This window comes from Streptomyces sp. NPDC002896 (genome assembly GCF_040295225.1).
Taxonomy (GTDB): Bacteria; Actinomycetota; Actinomycetes; order Streptomycetales; family Streptomycetaceae; genus Streptomyces.
In genome coordinates this window covers 81,065-98,816 of sequence record NZ_JBEOVA010000005.1, presented here as the reverse complement: position 1 = coordinate 98,816, position 17,752 = coordinate 81,065, and the positions used below count along the sequence as shown (strand labels likewise).

At 69.5% G+C, this 17,752-nt stretch carries 14 protein-coding genes and 1 tRNA gene; 7 read left to right on the top strand and 8 right to left on the bottom strand.

All coding sequences use genetic code 11. From position 1 onward, the window contains the following. Positions 1-70: 70 nt before the first annotated feature. From ABT009_RS09915 to ABT009_RS09905, 3 genes are read right to left on the bottom strand one after another with little or no spacing between them, the layout of a single operon-like run. Positions 71-844, bottom strand: coding sequence for a TrmH family RNA methyltransferase (locus ABT009_RS09915; RefSeq protein ID WP_351291507.1), 774 nt, complete (start codon positions 842-844; stop codon positions 71-73). After that, entirely contained in the window at positions 841-2,211 is a 1,371-nt protein-coding gene (locus tag ABT009_RS09910) for an HTTM domain-containing protein (protein WP_351291505.1), read from the bottom strand. The genes ABT009_RS09915 and ABT009_RS09910 overlap by 4 nt, the downstream gene beginning before the upstream one ends. Then, the gene (locus ABT009_RS09905) at positions 2,208-3,014 is read right to left on the bottom strand and encodes a DUF5819 family protein (protein WP_351291503.1); all 807 of its coding nucleotides are present in this window, start codon (positions 3,012-3,014) and stop codon (positions 2,208-2,210) included. The genes ABT009_RS09910 and ABT009_RS09905 overlap by 4 nt, the downstream gene beginning before the upstream one ends. Positions 3,015-3,352: 338 nt before the next feature. Between ABT009_RS09905 and ABT009_RS09900 the strand changes: the two genes are divergently transcribed. Continuing rightward, a complete protein-coding gene (locus ABT009_RS09900; RefSeq protein WP_351291501.1) occupies positions 3,353-4,486 on the top strand; it encodes an acyl-CoA dehydrogenase family protein in 1,134 nt (377 codons plus the stop codon). A gap of 19 nt (positions 4,487-4,505) precedes the next feature. On the opposite strand, the gene ABT009_RS09895 is transcribed toward ABT009_RS09900, so the two are convergent. The 4 genes from ABT009_RS09895 to ABT009_RS09880 form a co-directional block, all read right to left on the bottom strand. Next, positions 4,506-4,835 carry a rhodanese-like domain-containing protein gene (locus ABT009_RS09895; RefSeq protein ID WP_351292165.1) on the bottom strand — a complete coding sequence of 110 codons (330 nt, stop codon included), beginning with the start codon at positions 4,833-4,835 and terminating at the stop codon, positions 4,506-4,508. A gap of 95 nt (positions 4,836-4,930) precedes the next feature. Next, positions 4,931-5,815, bottom strand: coding sequence for a J domain-containing protein (locus tag ABT009_RS09890; protein WP_351291499.1), 885 nt, complete (start codon positions 5,813-5,815; stop codon positions 4,931-4,933). 126 nt (positions 5,816-5,941) lie between these two features. After that, a complete protein-coding gene (locus ABT009_RS09885) occupies positions 5,942-7,474 on the bottom strand; it encodes a DUF2252 domain-containing protein (RefSeq protein ID WP_351291498.1) in 1,533 nt (510 codons plus the stop codon). 321 nt (positions 7,475-7,795) lie between these two features. Continuing rightward, positions 7,796-7,882 (bottom strand) — tRNA-Leu (locus ABT009_RS09880). A 924-nt stretch (positions 7,883-8,806) separates the two neighbouring features. On the opposite strand from ABT009_RS09880, the gene ABT009_RS09875 reads away from it, so the two are divergent. From ABT009_RS09875 to pknB, 6 genes are all read left to right on the top strand, one after another. Next, a complete protein-coding gene (locus tag ABT009_RS09875; RefSeq protein WP_351291496.1) occupies positions 8,807-9,676 on the top strand; it encodes an FHA domain-containing protein in 870 nt (289 codons plus the stop codon). Positions 9,677-9,686: 10 nt separating this feature from the next. Next, positions 9,687-10,202, top strand: a complete 516-nt coding sequence (locus ABT009_RS09870; RefSeq protein WP_351291494.1) for an FHA domain-containing protein FhaB/FipA — start codon at positions 9,687-9,689, stop codon at positions 10,200-10,202. 123 nt (positions 10,203-10,325) lie between these two features. Continuing rightward, on the top strand, positions 10,326-11,867 hold the full coding sequence (locus ABT009_RS09865; RefSeq protein WP_351291492.1) for a Stp1/IreP family PP2C-type Ser/Thr phosphatase: 1,542 nt from the start codon (positions 10,326-10,328) through the stop codon (positions 11,865-11,867). A 26-nt stretch (positions 11,868-11,893) separates the two neighbouring features. Continuing rightward, a complete protein-coding gene (locus ABT009_RS09860; RefSeq protein WP_351291490.1) occupies positions 11,894-13,309 on the top strand; it encodes an FtsW/RodA/SpoVE family cell cycle protein in 1,416 nt (471 codons plus the stop codon). Beyond that, complete coding sequence (locus tag ABT009_RS09855; protein WP_351291488.1) at positions 13,306-14,754, top strand: peptidoglycan D,D-transpeptidase FtsI family protein; 1,449 nt, start codon at positions 13,306-13,308, stop codon at positions 14,752-14,754. The genes ABT009_RS09860 and ABT009_RS09855 overlap by 4 nt, the downstream gene beginning before the upstream one ends. 170 nt (positions 14,755-14,924) lie before the next feature. Continuing rightward, positions 14,925-16,922, top strand: a complete 1,998-nt coding sequence (pknB, locus tag ABT009_RS09850) for a Stk1 family PASTA domain-containing Ser/Thr kinase (RefSeq protein ID WP_351291486.1) — start codon at positions 14,925-14,927, stop codon at positions 16,920-16,922. Positions 16,923-16,975: 53 nt separating this feature from the next. Here pknB and ABT009_RS09845 read toward each other — a convergent pair whose 3' ends face one another. After that, on the bottom strand, positions 16,976-17,713 hold the full coding sequence (locus ABT009_RS09845) for a class E sortase (RefSeq protein ID WP_351291484.1): 738 nt from the start codon (positions 17,711-17,713) through the stop codon (positions 16,976-16,978). Positions 17,714-17,752: the final 39 nt, after the last annotated feature.

Genomic DNA, 17,752 nt, shown 5'->3' with positions numbered 1-17,752 from the left:
GTCGCACGAGGTCACACTTTCCCTTCCGTGCCGGTGACTTCCGTGCCGGTGACTTCCGTGCCGCCGGCGGTCAGTGGAAGGCGGACCAGTGGTAGAGGGCCATGGCCACGCTGGTAGCCAGGTTGTAGCTGGAGACCTGGGGCCGCATCGGCAGTGACACCAAGTGGTCCGCCCGCCCGCGGACCTCGCCGGACAGCCCGCTGCGCTCGGAGCCGAAGGCGAGGACCGCGTCGTCCGGGATCTTCAAGCCCCGGATGTCCTCGCCCTCCGCGTCGAGCGCGAACAGCGGCCCCTGCGGCAGACCGGCGACGTCCAGGCGCTCCACCGCCGTGCCGAAGTGCAGCCCCGCACCGCCGCGGACGACCGTCGGATGCCAGGGGTCGAGGGTGCCCGTGGTCACCACGCCCGTCACCCCGAAACCGGCCGCGAGACGGATGACCGCTCCGGCGTTGCCCAGGTTGCGCGGGTTGTCGAGCACCACCACCGGCGCCGAGCGGGGCATACGCGCCAGCACCTCCAGATTGGCGGTGCGCGAGGGACGTACGGCCAGGGCGGCCACACCGGTGGGGTGGATTCGGGGGACGAGGGCCCGCAGCGTCTCGTCCGTGACCTCGACCAGCAGCGCACCGAGCGGATCCCGCAGGTCGGGGGCGAGGTCCTCGGCCAGGCCGAGCACAGCCGCCCGGTCGCTGGTCAGGGCGACAGGGATCTGCGCGCCGAAGCGCATGGCGTGTTTGAGGGCGTGGAATCCGTCGAGCAGTACGGCGGTGTCGGCGAGCCCTCGCCAGGTGCGTACCGCGTCCGTGGGCGCGGCAGCGGCGGCTGGGGCAGAGGGCTCGTTCATGCCGTGAAGCCTACGCGCGCGTGCTCCGCGCTTTCCGGGTCCGGCTCCTTGCCCCGGCGCTGTCCCGGCACCTTGCGTTCCCGCCGGGACCCGCGCCCGCGCGAAAACAGCCCGCCACGCGCGCGTGCCGCCCATCCGCCCACGCGCCTGAGGAACGACGTCGGCAGGAAGACCGCATCAGCGCTGATCATCGCGAGCGAGAAGAACGGCAGGCCGAGCACGACGGCGATGACGGCGTGCTCGCAGATCATCGCAGCCAGCAGGACGTTCTTGACGCGCCTGTTGAAGAGGGTGAACGGAAAGGCGACCTGGACCGCGACCGTCCCGTACGTCATCAGCATCACGAGGGTGCCGTGGGCGGCGAGCGCGTCGGAGAGGGCGGGCCAGGGCGAGAAAGAGTCGAGCTGGAGCGGGTAGTAGACCGCGGTGCCGTCCTGCCAACGGCTGCCCTGGACCTTGTACCAGCCCGCGGTGGCGTAGATCAGACAGGCCTCGGCCATGATCACGAAGAGTGCGGCGTTGTGGACGAGATTGGCGACGATGTCGAGGAGCACACGCGGCTCCCCGCCCGGTGCGCGTCGCCCGACGACCCACCACAGGCCGTGTACAGCCCACAGGCCCCAGAAGACCAGCAGCCAGCCCCAGCGCAGTTCGCCCATGAACGTCACGGCGGAGAGCGCGAGCCCGAGCACCCACCACAGGACCGGACCGACCCTGTCCCGGCTCTCGTCCTGGAGATGCACGCTCTCGTTGCCGGGCTGTCCACCCTCGTTCCAGGGCTGTCCGCTCTCGTCCACCCCGGAACGCTCGGCCTCGCCACGCGCGCGTGCCTCCTCACGCGTGTGTGAGGCCTCACGCGCGCGTGCCGCCTGCGCGCGCCGCAGCCGCCGTGCGTCCAGAGACCAGACCTGCCCGCAGCGCGTGAGCACCAGATAGACCGACATCAGGTGAATGACGTTGTCGCCGCCATCGCCCATGAAGACGCTGCGGTTCTGCAGCGACAGCACCCCGACCATGAAGAGCACGGACATCGTGCGGGTGCGCCAGCCGACCATCAGCAGGGCGCTGGAGACCATCGCCAGCGCGTAGACCGTCTCGAACCACAGCCCGCTGTCGGACCACATCAGCGCCGTGAAGGCGTGGTTGCTCGCGATGAGCTGCTGGGCCATGTCCCAGTTCCACGGGCCTTCGGGCCCGTACAGCTCATGCCGGTTCGGCAGCTCGCGCAGGAGGAACAGCAGCCAGGTCGCGGAGAAGCCGATACGGATCACCGCGGTCTGGTACGGGCCGAGTGCGGTCGCGGTGACGCTCGCGATGCCGCGCGCGAGCAACGCGACCGGCCGCTCGGGACGGTCGAGACGGTTCACCGGCCGCTCACCTCCGCCTTCGTGTTGCGAGCCAGAGGCGCGTCGTCCGGCGTCACCGGCCACCAGGGGAGCTCACGGAACACGGGCCGGGTGTCGATCTTCTCGTCGCTCCACTCGGGCGGCGCCACATTGGCCGTCCTCGAACGGACCTGGACGCGCTCGATGACGGCGCCACGTCCGCCGGGGTTCTCGCGCTCGATACGCAGCACGACGATGCGGCGTATGTAGCGCTCCGAGAGGTCACCGCGCAGACCGGCCGGGCGGTTCTCGGCATCGTGCGAGGAGAGGTAGAAGTCCCACGCCCGGCGCAGTTCGTTCTGCTGGGTGTGGCTCGGCAGGAGGTTGCCGTCGATGGCGGCTCCGTCCTGCGCGGAGAGGTCGTACCAGCCGGTCGTCCGGACGGCTCCGTCCGCGGTACGGACCTCGGCCCGCGCCTGCACCGAGATGTTCTGCTGCAGGGGGTTGGGGGCGAAGAGCTTCCAGTTCTGCTCGAACTCGGGATATATCCAGTCGTTGATCGCCTGCCCGTGCTGCTTGGTCACGGTGTTCGACGGAGCGACGTGCAGAAACACCATCGCGAGGTGCGCACACGCAGCAAGCGCGATCGTCCCGAGCGCGAGCGCGGCGACGATCTGGTAGCGGAAGGAGAGCGCTGCTATGCCGGTCCGGGGAGGGGGCGGCGGGGGCTGATCCTGGAAAGGTGGCGGCGGCTGGGCCTGAGCAGGGGCGGGCTGCGCAGCGGCGGCGGAGGACGTGGCGGGTCGGGCGGCCCAGGCGCTCGAGCCCTTGTCGTACGCGTCCATTCCGCCCCGATCCCCGATCCCCGATTGCCGACTTTCGCACCGGACGGTACCCAGGTCTGCCCGCCCGGCACAGCGGTCCGTGACGTTGTCCACAGGGTTGACACCTTACGGCGCCGGTCCGCGCTCGCGTCCCGTCCGGAACCCGAAGCAACAGGCCGCCCGACGGCCGGAGGGTGCAGGTGGAGAGCGGTTCGGCTCCGGAATCTGCTCGCGCCGTTCCCTTCTCATAGAACCTGTTCTATCTTGACGCACCGTCAGATCGATGGCCCGGACCGCCGGATCGATCGACTGCCAGTGCCCGTGCCCATATCGGTCGCCGTATCGCGGGAGGACAGGCCGTGGACTTCACCTTCACCGAGGAACAGCAGGCGGCCGCAGAGGCGGCGAAAGCAGTGTTCGCCGGGGACACACCGGACGGCGTACCCAGCCCCGCCCTCACCCCGGGCGCCGTCGCCGAGGACTTCGACCGGGCGCTGTGGGCCAGGCTCGCCGACACCGATCTGCTGAGTCTGCTGCTGGGACCCGAGTACGGCGGCGCCGGCCTGGACGCCATCGCCCTCTGCCTCGTACTGCGGGAATCCGCGAAAGTGCTCGCCCGCGTCCCGCTGCTGGAGAGCAGCGCCGCGGCAGACGCCGTACAGACCCACGGCGGCGACGAACTGAAGCGCGACATACTCCCGCGTGCCGCACGCGGTGAGCTCGTCCTGACCGTGGCCGCAGGCGGCCGTACCGGCCACGACCCGGCCGAACTCGCCGTCACCGCGGAGCGGGACGGCGACGCATGGGTGCTGGAAGGCGTCCAGACAGCCGTGCCCTGGGCGCAGAACGCCGATCTGGTCCTGATCCCCGCGCACACCGGCGATGGGCGCACCGTTCTGGCGCTCGTTCCCCGCGGCCACGAGGGCACGGAGCTCGCCGAGCAGGTCTCCACGAGCGGCGAACGCCTCGGCGAACTCCGCCTGGACTCCGTACGCGTCCGCGCCCGCGACGTCGTCGAAGCCGAGGGGGCCTGGGAGTGGCTGCGGAACCTCCTCGCCACCGGCACCTGCGCGCTGGCGCTGGGCCTCGGCGAGGGCGTGCTCGCCATGACCAGCGAGTACACCGGCAAACGCGAGCAGTTCGGGTTCCCGATCGCCACCTTCCAGGCCGTCGCCGTGCAGGCCGCCGACCGGTACATCGACCTGCGCGCGATGGAGGCCACCCTCTGGCAGGCCGCCTGGCGCATCAGCACGGCCGCGGGTGGCGCGCTGCCGGCGTCGGGCGATGTGGCGGTCGCCAAGATCTGGGCATCCGACGGCGTACGACGGGTCGTACAGACGGCCCAGCATCTCCACGGCGGCTTCGGCGCCGACACCGACTACCCGCTGCACCGCTACCACGCCTGGGCCAAACACCTCGAGCTGTCACTCGGACCGGCCGCGGCGTACGAGGAAGCACTGGGCGACCTGCTCGCCGCCCATGCTCTGAGCTGACCTGCGAGTGCTACGGCCCTTAGAGCACGAAGCCCGGCTGCCCCTTGGCGTCCACGACCGGACGGCCGGAAGCAGCCCAGATCTGCATACCGCCGTCGACGTTCACCGCGTCGATGCCCTGCTGCACGAGGTACATCGTGACCTGCGCCGATCGCCCACCCGACCGGCAGATGACATGAACCCTGCCGTCCTGCGGCGCCGCCTGGGTCAGCTCGCCGTACCGGGCCACGAAGTCACTGATGGGGATGTGCAGCGCCCCCTCGACGTGGCCGGCCTCCCATTCATCGTCCTCGCGGACATCCAGCAGGAAGTCCTCGGCCGACACCTCGCCGACCTCGACCGTGGGCACACCAGATCCGAATTGCATAACCCCGACGCTACCCGACCACGCCTCGCCGCTTCACGGCTGCACAGCGGACCGCCCCCGTACTGCTCCGGAGAGGCCTAACCGCCCAGCAGCCGCGCCAGCTCCGCCTCGCGCTCCGCGACCTCGGCCAGCAGTTGCTCGGCGATCTCGTCCAGCAGCCGGTCCGGGTCGTCGGGCGCCAGCCGCAGCATCGATCCGATCGCGCCTTCCTCCAGCTCGCGGGCGACCACGGTGAGCAGCTCCTTGCGCTGCGCGAGCCACTCGAGTCGCGCGTACAGCTCCTCGGTGGGGCTGGGCTGCCGTTCCGCGGGCACCGGCCCTGCGGCCCACTCCTCGCCCAGCTCCCTCAGCAACGCTTCGTCACCACGTGCGTACGCGGCGTTGACCCGCGAGATGAACTCGTCACGCCGGTTCCGCTCCGTCTCGTCGTCCGCCAGATCCGGATGCGCCTTGCGAGCCAGCTCGCGGTAGAGCTTGCGGGCCTCGTCGCTCGGGCGCACCCGCTGCGGCGGCCTGACCGACTGATCGGTGAGCATCGCGGCGGCCTCCGGACGCAGCCCCTCCGAGTCCATCCAGTCGTGGAACAGCTCCTCGACCGCCGGCATCGGCATCACCCGTGCCCGCGCCTCGTGCGCCCGGCGCAGATCCTCGGGATCCCCGGTACGGGCCGCTCTGGCCTCGGCGATCTGCGCATCGAGCTCGTCCAGCCGCGCGTACATCGGGCCAAGCTTCTGATGGTGCAGCCGGGAGAAGTTCTCCACCTCGACCCGGAACGTCTCGACAGCGATCTCGTACTCGATCAGCGCCTGCTCGGCGTTACGCACGGCCTGCTCGAGCCGTTCCTCGGGCCGTTCCTCGGGCCGCCGCCCCTCAGAACCTGACCGCTCATTTGCGGCAGCTCGCTCCTGCGGCTCCTGCGCAGGCGGCTCGGTCTGGGGCGTCTCGGCTTCCGGGGTGGTCACCGGGCCAGCCTAGGCCACGGGGGCGAGACGGAGGCCGGGGCTCCGGAGGAAAGGCAGGGAGGGGCCGGGACCGGCTGGCCATACAACCTGGGGAGGGGCCCCGCCCCTCCCGCCCCGCCCTGCCCCTCAAACCCCGAACTCCGCCGCCACCCTCCCCGCCCTGACGGCAGCCACCAGCTCCGCGTGGTCCGCTTCCGTGCGGTCCGCGTAGGCCACCGCGAAGTGTGCGATCGCCTCGTCCAGTTCCTCGGTCTTGCCGCCGTATCCGGCTATCAGTCGTGGGTCGGCGCTGTGAGCGTGGGCGCGCGCCAGCAGGGCGCCGGTCATGCGGCCGTAGTCGTCCAGCTGGTCGACGGCCAGCGCCGAGGGGTCCACGCTGCCCTTTCGGTTACGGAACTGCCGTACCTGGAAAGGCCGTCCGTCGACCGATGTCCATCCCAGGAGGATGTCGCTGACCACCTGCATCCGCTTCTGGCCGAGCACCACGCGGCGTCCCTCGTGGTTCTCCTCCGGCACCTTGAAGCCGGCGGCCGGCAGGTGCGGCAGCAAGGCGGAGGGGCGGGCTTCCTTCACCTGCAGTACGAGGGGCTCGCCCCGGTGGTCGAGGAGCAGCACCACGTACGAGCGGGTTCCGACGCTGCCGGTCCCGACCACCCGGAACGCCACATCCTGGATCGCGTACCGCGCGAGCAGCGGCAGGCGGTCGACGGACAGGGTGCTCAGGTAGTCCGCGAGGGAGGCCGCCACGGCGGCCGCCTCTGCGTCGGGTATGCGGCGCAGCACGGGCGGGGCGTCGACGAACCGTCGTCCGCCGTCAGCCGTCGGCTCGGTGGATTTGGCGGCGAACCGCCCGCTGGTGTTGTTCCGCGCCTTCTCTGAGACGCGCTCCAGCGTTCCGAGCAGGTCGTGCGCGTCCGTGTGGGAGACCAGTTCCTCGTCGGCGATGGCGTTCCACGCGTCCAGTACCGGAAGCTTCGCCAGCAGCCGCATCGTGCGCCGGTAGGCGCCCGCGGCGTCGAAGGCCGCTTTGCGGCAGGCGTCTTCGTCCGCTCCCGCCTCACGGCCGGCGAGGACGAGCGATGCGGCGAGCCGTTTGACGTCCCATTCCCAGGGTCCGTGCACGGTTTCGTCGAAGTCGTTGAGGTCGATGACCAGTCCGCCGCGCGCGTCCGCGTAGAGCCCGAAGTTGGCTGCGTGTGCGTCGCCGCATATCTGTGCGCCGACGCCCGTGAGGGGCGTGCGAGCCAGGTCGTACGCCATGAGTCCGGCCGAACCGCGCAGGAACGCGAAGGGAGTTGCGGCCATGCGTCCCACGCGTATGGGGGTGAGCTCGGGGAGCCTGCCGCGGTTGGACTCCTGGACGGCGGTCGGGGCGTCCGGGCGGCCGCTGTCGGCGGAGAATTCCGCGTGCGAGGACCGGGGCACACGCGCGCGCAGCGCCTTGCCCTCCTGCTTGGGCGCCTGCCTGGGCGTTCCTTCGGCGGGCCATTCCGCGAATCCCCGTACGCGCGGCAGCCGTGCCGCCTGGGGTCCGGCGCCCAGCTCGGGCGCTTCCGATTCGTCGCGCTCCGCTTGGTCGCGCTCCGTCTCGCCGTCGCGCTGGCCGGGAACACCCGTGGTTTCCCTGCTGATCTCGGTCACGGCGACCGCCTCCCCCATGTCTCGCCGCCTCGCAGACGAACATCAACCGGCCATGACCGTACCGCCGGTGACAGGAAGGCGTCAGAGCCTGTGGACAACTCCACAGCTGTGGAAAACTCCACGTCCGAGCTGGCGTACATGACAACAACGGTCCCACCGGTGAATTACGTCACCGCTCGGCTCTCCCCGCACACCAGTGAGCCACCCCGCCGTAGCGAGATGCACATGCGACATCCACATGGACATGTACCGAGCGACATGCAGCAGCACATGTGGCATACAACACAAGAAGCGGGTCCCCGCCAGGACTTTCGTCACTGGCGGGGACCCGCTTCGTGGTGGTGCGCGAGGGGGGAGTTGAACCCCCACGCCCTTGCGGGCACTGGAACCTGAATCCAGCGCGTCTGCCTATTCCGCCACCCGCGCATTGGGTGTTGTCTTCCGGTCCCGCGCTTTCGGTGCGAGCGCCTTCCGACATCCAGAAGATTAGCACGCTGCCGAGGGTGGATTCACATCCGTATCGGCGAGCAGCCGACGGGACGGACCCAGGCGCGCCGCGAGGCGGCGTACGGCGCGTACGGCACCGGACCGCGGTACCTGACCAGGCGGTCCGCGCACACACCCCACACACCGGCTCTCCGGCACACACCCCTCCTCGCCTGCCCACACGTCCCGGCACAGGCGGACTCGCGCCGTCTCCGGCGCACGTCAACCACCGCGCCGCCCGGCACCCCCGGCCACTCCATTTCTTCCCCGGCGACCGGCCGTCGTCCCGACACCCGCCTCGGCACCGGATCAGCACCGGCGCGGCACCGGTTCTGCACCGCCTCGGCACCGCCGCTGCACGGCCCGGCACCCCGGCGGCGCCGGATCTGCAGCGGATCCGCATCGTCCGCGTACCAACCTCGTACCGGTCACGGTCCGGACCCCCGGCAGTGGCCGAGGTCCACAGCCGGGTGCGGGACACTGTTCTCAGGCCCCCTCTACGATCCCTTGTCGGGAAGGTTCAACGGAGAACTTCACCGAGCCCCGGTGGCGCGGTCCGGCAAGGAGTCCGGAGGGTTCGCCGAGCTAGGAGTCAGAGCGGAGTTCAAGGGGGAGCCCCGAGGAGAACGGGAGCCCCGGCAGGAGTTCCAGGAGGAGGCCGCGCAGGTGCCCGGACGACGTCCGGCCGGTGTCCGGAAACGGCCTTCGACGAGGCCCGGAAAGGATCCCGGCAGCTCCGCCAGGGCATGTCTTGTGAGGGTCGACACTCATGGTCCGGGCAGACAAGGGGAACCAGCCGATTTCCCGGCGCGTGGATACGATCTGTAAGCAGTACCAGGACGACAACGAAGGAGGAGGTGCCCCATGGGAGTCCTGAAGAAGTTCGAGCAGCGTCTCGAGGGTCTGGTCAACGGCACCTTCGCCAAGGTGTTCAAGTCCGAGGTCCAACCCGTCGAGATCGCCGGCGCGCTGCAGCGCGAGTGCGACAACAACGCGACGATCTGGAACCGCGAGCGGACGGTCGTCCCCAACGACTTCATCGTGGAGCTGAGCACGCCCGACTACGAGCGCCTGAGCCCCTACGCGGGGCAGCTCGGCGACGAGCTGGCCGGCATGGTCCGCGACTACGCGAAGCAGCAGCGCTACACCTTCATGGGACCGATCAAGGTCCACCTGGAGAAGGCCGACGATCTAGACACCGGTCTGTACCGGGTACGCAGCCGCACGCTCGCCTCCAGCAGCTCCCAGACTCCCGGCCGCGCCCCCGCGGCGCCGGCCCCCGGCGGCCGCGGCGCACCGGCAGGAGGCGGCTACGGCTACCCGGGGCCCGCGGGTGGTCACCCGCAGCAGCCGGCCGGTGCTCCTCCCATGCCGTCCACGCCGCCGCCCGGCGGTCGGCCGGCCCCTGCGTCCATGGGCCAGCGGCCCGGCGCGGGTCCGCTGCCGGGCGCCCAGGTTCGGCGCTGGATCGAGATCAACGGCACGCGCCATCAGATCTCCCGCCCGACGATGGTGCTGGGCCGCAGCACCGACGCCGATGTGCGGATCGACGACCCCGGCGTCTCGCGCCGGCACTGTGAGATCCGGACCGGAACGCCCTCGACGATCCAGGATCTCGGGTCCACCAACGGAATCGTGGTGGACGGGCAGCACACCACCCGCGCTACGCTCCGCGACGGCTCGCGGATCGTCGTGGGCAGCACCACCATCATTTACCGGCAAGCCGAAGGGTGAAGCGGGGGCAATGTCAGAGCTGACCCTGACGGTCATGCGGCTGGGTTTCCTGGCCGTTCTGTGGCTGTTCGTGATCGTGGCCGTGCAGGTCATCCGCAGCGACCTGTTCGGTACGCGCGTCACCCAGCGCGGGTCGCGCCGTGACAGCGGGCGGCCGCAGCAGGCCGCCCGCCAGGCCGCCGCGCCGCCGCAGCAGCGCCAGCAGGGCGGCGGCGGCCGCCAGCGCCGCAACGCCCCCACCAAGCTGGTCGTCTCCGAGGGCACCCTCACCGGCACCACCGTCGCGCTGCAGGCACAGACGATCACCCTGGGCCGCGCGCACGACTCGACGATCGTGCTGGACGACGACTACGCGTCCAGCAGGCATGCCAGGATCTACCCCGACCGTGACGGCCAGTGGATCGTCGAGGATCTCGGGTCCACCAACGGCACGTATCTCGACCGGACCCGGCTGACCACACCGACACCGATTCCGCTGGGCGCGCCGATCCGCATCGGCAAGACCGTCATCGAGCTGCGGAAGTAGTACGACAATGAGCGAGCGGAGCGAGCGAGCGGACGCGGTGGTCCTGCCACAGGACGCCGGCGTGCTCCCGACCGGAGGGTGGGCACCGTGCGGATGTACCCGGAGCCGACGGGCGAGGTGCGCATGAGTCTGTCACTGCGCTTTGCCGCCGGATCGCACAAAGGCATGATCCGCGAAGGCAACGAGGACTCGGGCTACGCCGGTCCCCGCCTGCTCGCGATCGCCGACGGCATGGGAGGCCAGGCCGCCGGCGAGGTCGCCAGCTCCGAGGTGATCTCCACCCTCGTCACGCTCGACGACGACGTCCCGGGTTCCGACATCCTGACGTCGCTGGGCACGGCCGTGCAGCGGGCCAACGACCAGCTGCGGATGATGGTCGAGGAGGACCCCCAGCTCGAGGGCATGGGCACCACCCTGACCGCCCTGCTGTGGACCGGTCAGCGGCTCGGTCTCGTCCACGTCGGCGACTCGCGCGCGTATCTGCTGCGTGACGGTGTGCTCACGCAGATCACGCAGGACCACACCTGGGTGCAGCGGCTCGTCGACGAGGGCCGCATCACCGAAGAGGAAGCCACCACCCACCCGCAGCGCTCCCTGCTGATGCGCGCGCTGGGCAGCGGCGACCACGTCGAGCCGGACCTTTCGATCCGCGAAGTCCGCGCCGGCGACCGGTACTTGATCTGCTCCGACGGCCTCTCCGGGGTGGTCAGCCATCAGACGATGGAGGACACCCTCGCCAGCTACCAGGGCCCGCAGGAGACCGTCCAGGAGCTCATCCAGCTCGCGCTGCGCGGCGGCGGCCCGGACAACATCACGGTGATCGTCGCGGACGTCCTCGACATCGACGGCGGCGACACCCTGGCCGGGCAGCTCTCCGACACCCCGGTCGTGGTCGGCGCGGTCGCCGAGAACCAGCACAACCAGCACCATCTGCACGACAACAGCGCCATGCAGACGCCCGCGGGCCGCGCGTCGGGCCTCGGCCGTCAGGCGCCCGGACAGGGCGGCGGCGAGTTCGGCCCGCCGGGCAGCGGCGACATCACCGGGTACGTTCCCCAGGTCGGTTTCGACGGCTACTCGGACGACGACTTCGTCAAGCCGCGCAAAGGCCGCAGGTGGTTCAAGAGATCCTTCTACACCGTGCTGGCGCTCGCGGTGATCGGCGGCGGGCTGTACGGCGGCTACCGCTGGACGCAGACGCAGTACTACGTCGGGGCCAACGAAGAGCACGTCGCGCTGTACCGCGGCATCAGCCAGGACCTGGCCTGGGTCTCGCTGTCGAAGGTGGCGAAGGACCACCCCGACATCGAACTCAAGTACCTGCCGCCCTACCAGCGCAAGCAGGTCGAGGCGACCATCGCCGAGGGCAGCCTCGGCGACGCCCGCGACAAGATCGATGAGCTGGCCGTGCAGGCGTCCGCGTGCAAGAAGGACGCCGAGCGCCGCAAGGCCGACAGCGAGAACGCCAAGACCGGCGAGGGCGAAGCGGGCGGCACCACGGGAACCACCACCGCCACGAAGACCTCGGTGGTGACGAAGGCCTCACCCACGCCGAACCCGTCGGCATCCTCGACCGACAAGTCCACGACCGCACCCACTCCGACACCCGGCCCCAGCCTCTCCGACGAAGAGCAGAAGCTGGTCTCGCTGTGCGGTAAGCAGTAAGCAGCCGTGAGGGGCCCTGTCACACCATGAGCACGAACACGTCGACGCACCACACGTCAACGATCGGCGCCATCGGCGCGCCCAGCCGGCGCAACACCGAGCTCGCACTGCTGGTGTTCGCCGTCGCCATCCCGGTGTTCGCCTACGCCAACGTCGGCCTGGCCATCAACGGCGAGGTGCCGACCGGTCTGATGGGCTACGGCATCGGACTTGGGCTGCTGGCGGGGGTCGGGCATCTTGTCGTCCGCAAGCTCGCGCCCTACGCCGATCCGCTGCTGCTGCCGCTGGCGACGCTGCTGAACGGGCTCGGGCTCGTGTTCATCTGGCGTCTGGACCAGTCGGAGCGGCTGCAGCAGGTCGCCACCTTCAGCCCCTCCGCCCCGAACCAGCTGATGTACTCTGCGGCGGGCATCGCGTTGTTCGTCGTCGTGCTGTTCGCCCTCAAGGACCACCGCATCCTGCAGCGCTACACGTACATCTCGATGGTCGCAGCGCTGGTGCTGCTACTCCTGCCGGTCGTGCCGGGCCTGGGCGCCGACGTGTTCGGCGCAAAGATCTGGATCAGCGTCGGCGGCTTCTCCATCCAGCCCGGCGAGTTCGCGAAGATCATCATCGCGGTCTTCTTCTCCGGCTACCTGATGGTGAAGCGGGACGCGCTGGCACTCGCCAGCCGCCGCTTCATGGGCCTGTACCTGCCGCGCGGCCGCGACCTCGGCCCGATCATCACGATCTGGGCCGTCAGCCTGCTCATCCTGATCTTCGAGAACGACCTCGGTACGTCGCTGCTGTTCTTCGGCATGTTCGTGATCATGCTGTATGTCGCCACCGAGCGGACCAGCTGGATCGTCATCGGTCTACTGATGTCCGCCGCGGGCGCCGTGGGCGTGGCCTCGTTCGCCAGCCACGTGCAGGCCCGTGTCGACGCCTGGCTCGACCCCTTCGCCTGCTACGAGACCTCCAACGCCTGCCAGCAGATCGGGCAGTCGATCATGTCCTTCGGCTCCGGCGGTGTCCTCGGTACCGGCCTCGGCCAGGGCAACTCCGACCTCATCGGCTTCGCCGCCAACTCCGACTTCATCTTCGCCACCGTCGGCGAGGAGCTCGGCCTGGCCGGCGTCATGGCGTTCCTGCTGCTGTACGCCCTGATCATCGAGCGGGGCGTACGGACCGCGCTGGCCGCGCGCGACCCCTTCGGCAAGCTGTTCGCGGTCGGCCTGTCCGGCGCCTTCGCCCTGCAGATCTTCGTGGTCGCCGGCGGTGTCATGGGCCTCATCCCGCTGACCGGTATGACCATGCCGTTCCTCGCCGCCGGTGGCTCGTCCGTCATCGCCAACTGGGCCCTGATCGGCATCCTGATCCGTATCAGCGACACCGCGCGGCGCCCGGCCCCGTCCCCCGCCTCCAACCCCGACGCCGAGATGACCCAGGTGGTCCGCCCGTGAACAAGCCCCTGCGCCGGATCGCGATCTTCTGCGGACTGCTCGTCCTCGCCCTGCTCATCCGGGACAACTGGCTGCAGTACGTCCAGGCGGACTCACTGCAGTCGAACAAGAACAATCGCCGAGTCTCCATCGAGCGCTACGCCGCTCCGCGCGGCGACATCATCGTCGACGGCAAGTCCATCACCGACTCCGTCGCGACGACCGGCACGGACTTCAAGTACAAGCGGACGTACAAGAACGGGGAGATGTGGTCCCCCGTCACCGGCTACGCCTCGCAGCTCGTCGGCACCAGCCAGCTCGAGGGCATCGAGGACGGCATCCTCACCGGCAACGACGACCGGCTGTTCTTCCGCAACACCCTCGACATGATCACGGGCAAGGCGAAGGAGGGCGGCAACGTCGTCACCACCCTCAACGCCGCCGCTCAGAAGGCGGCCTTCGAGGGCCTGGGCTCCAAGAAGGGTGCCGTCGCCGCCATCGACCCGTCCACCGGCGCGATCCTGGCGCTCGCCTCCACGCCCTCGTACGACCCCTCGGTCTTCGCGGGCCTCAACGACGGCGACAAGTTCGAGGCGCTGGACAAGGACAAGGACAAGCCGCTGCTCAACCGCGCCCTGCGCGAGACCTACCCCCCCGGCTCCACCTTCAAGGTCGTCACGGCCGCCGCGGCGCTGGAGAACGGCAAGGTCAGCGACATCGACGCCAAGACCGACTCCCCGGACCCCTGGCCGCTGCCGCTGTCCACGAACAACCTCACCAACGAGCACGGCGCCTGCGAGAACGCGACGCTGCGCGTGGCCCTGCGGGACTCGTGCAACACGGTCTTCGGCAAGCTCTCCGACGAGGTCGGCAACGAGAAGATGATCGAGGAGGCCGAGAAGTTCGGCTTCAACGAGGAGCAGTTCGTCCCGGTCCGCGCCGTCGAGAGCGTCTACCCCGAGGACAACAGGCCGCAGAACGCCATGGCCGGCATCGGCCAGGCCTCCAACCGCGCCACGCCGCTCCAGATGGCCATGGTCGCCGCGGCCGTCGCCAACGACGGCGTCCTGATGCAGCCGTACATGGTCGACCAGCTCACCGCGCCGAACCTCGACGTGATCGAGAAGACCGATCCGAAGAAGCTCAGCGAGCCGATGTCGAAGGAGAACGCGCAGAAGCTGCAGTCGATGATGGAGACCGTCGTCAGCGAGGGCACGGGAACCAACGCGCAGATCCCCGGCGTCACCGTCGGCGGCAAGACCGGTACGGCGCAGCACGGCCTGAACAACAGCGAGAAGCCCTACGCCTGGTTCATCTCGTACGCGAAGACCAGCGAGGGCTCCCCGGTGGCCGTGGCCGTCGTCGTCGAGGACGGCAGCGCCAACCGTGGCGACATCACGGGTGGCGGTCTGGCCGCCCCCATCGCCAAGGCTGTGATGAAGGCAGTGATCGACAGCAAGGAGTGAAGCCGGTCACGTCACCTTCACAACGGTGCACGTTGCGATACCGGTCCTGTATCGGGTGACGTTCTCGGCCAGGTCATGGGCGGCGAGCCAGGTACGGTATGCCCGGACAGCACACCGCCGGACCACACGTGGGTACGGTCGGGACCGACGGAGAGGGCTGGTAGGTAGCTATGGAAGAGCCGCGTCGCCTCGGCGGCCGGTACGAGCTGGGCCAGGTGCTCGGCCGTGGTGGCATGGCCGAGGTGTACCTCGCGCACGACACCCGGCTCGGCCGCACCGTGGCGGTGAAGACGCTGCGCGTGGACCTCGCGCGCGACCCGTCCTTCCAGGCCCGCTTCCGCCGGGAGGCCCAGTCGGCCGCCTCGCTCAACCACCCGGCGATCGTCGCGGTGTACGACACGGGCGAGGACTACGTCGACGGGGTCTCGATCCCGTACATCGTCATGGAGTACGTCGACGGGTCGACGCTGAGGGAACTCCTGCACTCCGGGCGCAAGCTGCTGCCCGAGCGTGCCATGGAGATGACCATCGGCATCCTCCAGGCCCTCGAGTACTCGCACCGCAACGGGATCGTCCACCGCGACATCAAGCCGGCCAACGTCATGCTGACGCGCACCGGCCAGGTCAAGGTGATGGACTTCGGTATCGCCCGTGCGATGGGTGATTCCGGAATGACGATGACGCAGACCGCCGCCGTCATCGGCACCGCCCAGTACCTCTCCCCGGAGCAGGCCAAGGGCGAGCAGGTCGACGCCCGCTCCGACCTGTACTCGACGGGCTGCCTGCTGTACGAGCTGCTGACGGTGCGGCCCCCGTTCGTGGGCGACTCGCCGGTCGCGGTCGCCTATCAGCACGTACGGGAGGAGGCGCAGCCGCCGAGCGTCTTCGACCCCGAGATCACGCCCGAGATGGACGCCATCGTCCTGCGGGCGCTGGTCAAGGACCCCGACTACCGCTACCAGTCCGCGGACGAGATGCGCGCCGACATCGAGGCCTGCCTCGACGGCCAGCCCGTCGCGGCCACAGCGGCCCTGGGCGCCGTCGGCTACGGCGGCCACCCGGACGACCAGCAGACGGCGATGCTGCGCCCGCAGCCCGGCGTCGGCCAGACGTCGATGATGCCGCCCGTGAACCCCGACGACGGCTACGGCTACGACGAGCGCCCGGACCGCCGCCGCCAGAAGAAGAACAACAACACCTCCACGATCCTGCTGGTCGTGGCGGGTCTGCTGGTCCTGGTCGGGGCGATCCTGATCGGGAAGTGGGCGTTCAGCAGCAACGAAGCCAGCAACGAACCGTTCAAGGCGCCCAACTTCGTCGGTGAGACGCAGAGCGACGCCAAGAAGATGGCGACGAACGTCGATCTGAAGCTGGACATCACGCAGAAGACATGCGAGGACCAGCCGAAGGGCAACGTCTGCAGCCAGGACCCGAAGGCCGGCACCACGGTCAACAAGAACGACACCATCTCGCTGGTCGTGTCCAAGGGTGCGCCGAAGGTGGCTGTGCCGAACGTGATCGACAAGGACGTCGACGCGGCCACGGAGCAGCTTGAGCGGAAGGGCTTCGAGGTCGAGACCAAGAAGACCGAATCGTCGGAGGACCCCGGCACCGTCCTGAGCCAGGATCCCGACCCGGGCACCGAGCTGGAGAAGGGCAGCACCGTCACCCTCGAGGTCGCCAAGAAGAAGGAACAGACCACCGTTCCCGACGTGACCGGCCAGACCTGCGACGCGGCCAAGCAGCAGATGAAGGACAGCGACCTCACCGGCAACTGCACCGAGGTCGAGAGCGCCACCGTCGAGGCGGGCAAGGTCATCCAGACGGTTCCTTCGGCGGGCACCCCGGCCGACCCCGGCTCGGCGGTGACGATCCAGATCGCCAAGGCGCCCGCTACGCAGAACGTGACTGTGCCCGACGTGCGGGGCAAGAGCGTCAAGGACGCCACGAAGATCCTCCAGGACGCCGGTCTGCAGGTCGGCTCGATCAGCGGCTCCCAGGACCAGAACGCCACCGTGTTCACCCAGGACCCGGCCCCCAACAGCTCGGTCGCCCAGAACACCCCGGTCAACATGTTCGCCGCAGACCAGGGCAACGGAGGCAACGACAACGGAGGCGTCTTCGGAGGCCCCACAGGCACAGCCACCACCCGCGACGAGGAGTACTGACCCTCCTCAGCACCGCCTGGGCGCCCGCACAGGGCGCGTACGGACGCCGTCGGCTAGCGCAGTTCAGCCGGCGGCGTTCGCTTGCTGTCGACCTTGTCGACGCGCACCAGCTTGCCCCACACGATGTAGCGGTACGTGGACGTGTACACGGGCGTGCACGTCGTCAGCGTGATGTAGTGGCCGGGCTTCTTCACGCCCGACTCCTTGGGGATCTGGTTCAGGACCTTCACGTTGTACTTCGAGGTCTGGGGCAGGATCGCGTAGGCCTTGTACACGTACCACTTGTCCCTGGTCTCGAAGACGATCGCGTCGCCCTTCCTGATCTTGTCGATGTTGTGGAACTTGGCGCCGTGGCCGTCGCGGTGGGCGGCCAGAGAGAAGTTGCCGTCGTCGCCGGTCCCCGGCAGCACGGCCTTGACGGGGTCCGTGTAGTAGCCGGCGACGCCGTCGTTCAGCACGTTCGTGGACGTGCCCTTCTTGACGAGCACCTCGCCGTTCTTCATGGCCGGTACGTGCAGGAAGCCGATGCCGTCCTTGGTGTCCAGGGCGCCAGGACCGGTGTCCTTCGACCAGGTGTCGCGCACCTTGTTGCTCTGTTTGTCCGCCGCACGGTCCGCGACGACGTTCGTCCACCACAGCGAGTAGACGACGAAGAGGCCGAGGACGAGGCCCGCGGTGATGAGGAGCTCACCGAAGACGCTGACCGCTGTGGCGATGCGGCCCAGGCCCCGGCGTCGTGGTGCGGGCGCGGGCGCCCCGGTGCGCTCGTCGCGGTCGGTCGTGGCTACCACTGATCTGCCCCGTCTGTCTCAGGTGCTGGTGAAGGCAAC

Excerpts from the sequence above, each read along its gene's own strand:
- ABT009_RS09915 (WP_351291507.1), bottom strand. The coding sequence starts at position 844 with ATGAACGAGCCCTCTGCCCCAGCCGCCGCTGCCGCGCCCACGGACGCG.
- ABT009_RS09905 (WP_351291503.1), bottom strand. The coding sequence starts at position 3,014 with ATGGACGCGTACGACAAGGGCTCGAGCGCCTGGGCCGCCCGACCCGCC.
- ABT009_RS09885 (WP_351291498.1), bottom strand. The coding sequence starts at position 7,474 with ATGGGGGAGGCGGTCGCCGTGACCGAGATCAGCAGGGAAACCACGGGT.
- ABT009_RS09875 (WP_351291496.1), top strand. The coding sequence starts at position 8,807 with ATGGGAGTCCTGAAGAAGTTCGAGCAGCGTCTCGAGGGTCTGGTCAAC.
- ABT009_RS09870 (WP_351291494.1), top strand. The coding sequence starts at position 9,687 with ATGTCAGAGCTGACCCTGACGGTCATGCGGCTGGGTTTCCTGGCCGTT.
- ABT009_RS09865 (WP_351291492.1), top strand. The coding sequence starts at position 10,326 with ATGAGTCTGTCACTGCGCTTTGCCGCCGGATCGCACAAAGGCATGATC.
- ABT009_RS09860 (WP_351291490.1), top strand. The coding sequence starts at position 11,894 with ATGAGCACGAACACGTCGACGCACCACACGTCAACGATCGGCGCCATC.
- pknB (WP_351291486.1), top strand. The coding sequence starts at position 14,925 with ATGGAAGAGCCGCGTCGCCTCGGCGGCCGGTACGAGCTGGGCCAGGTG.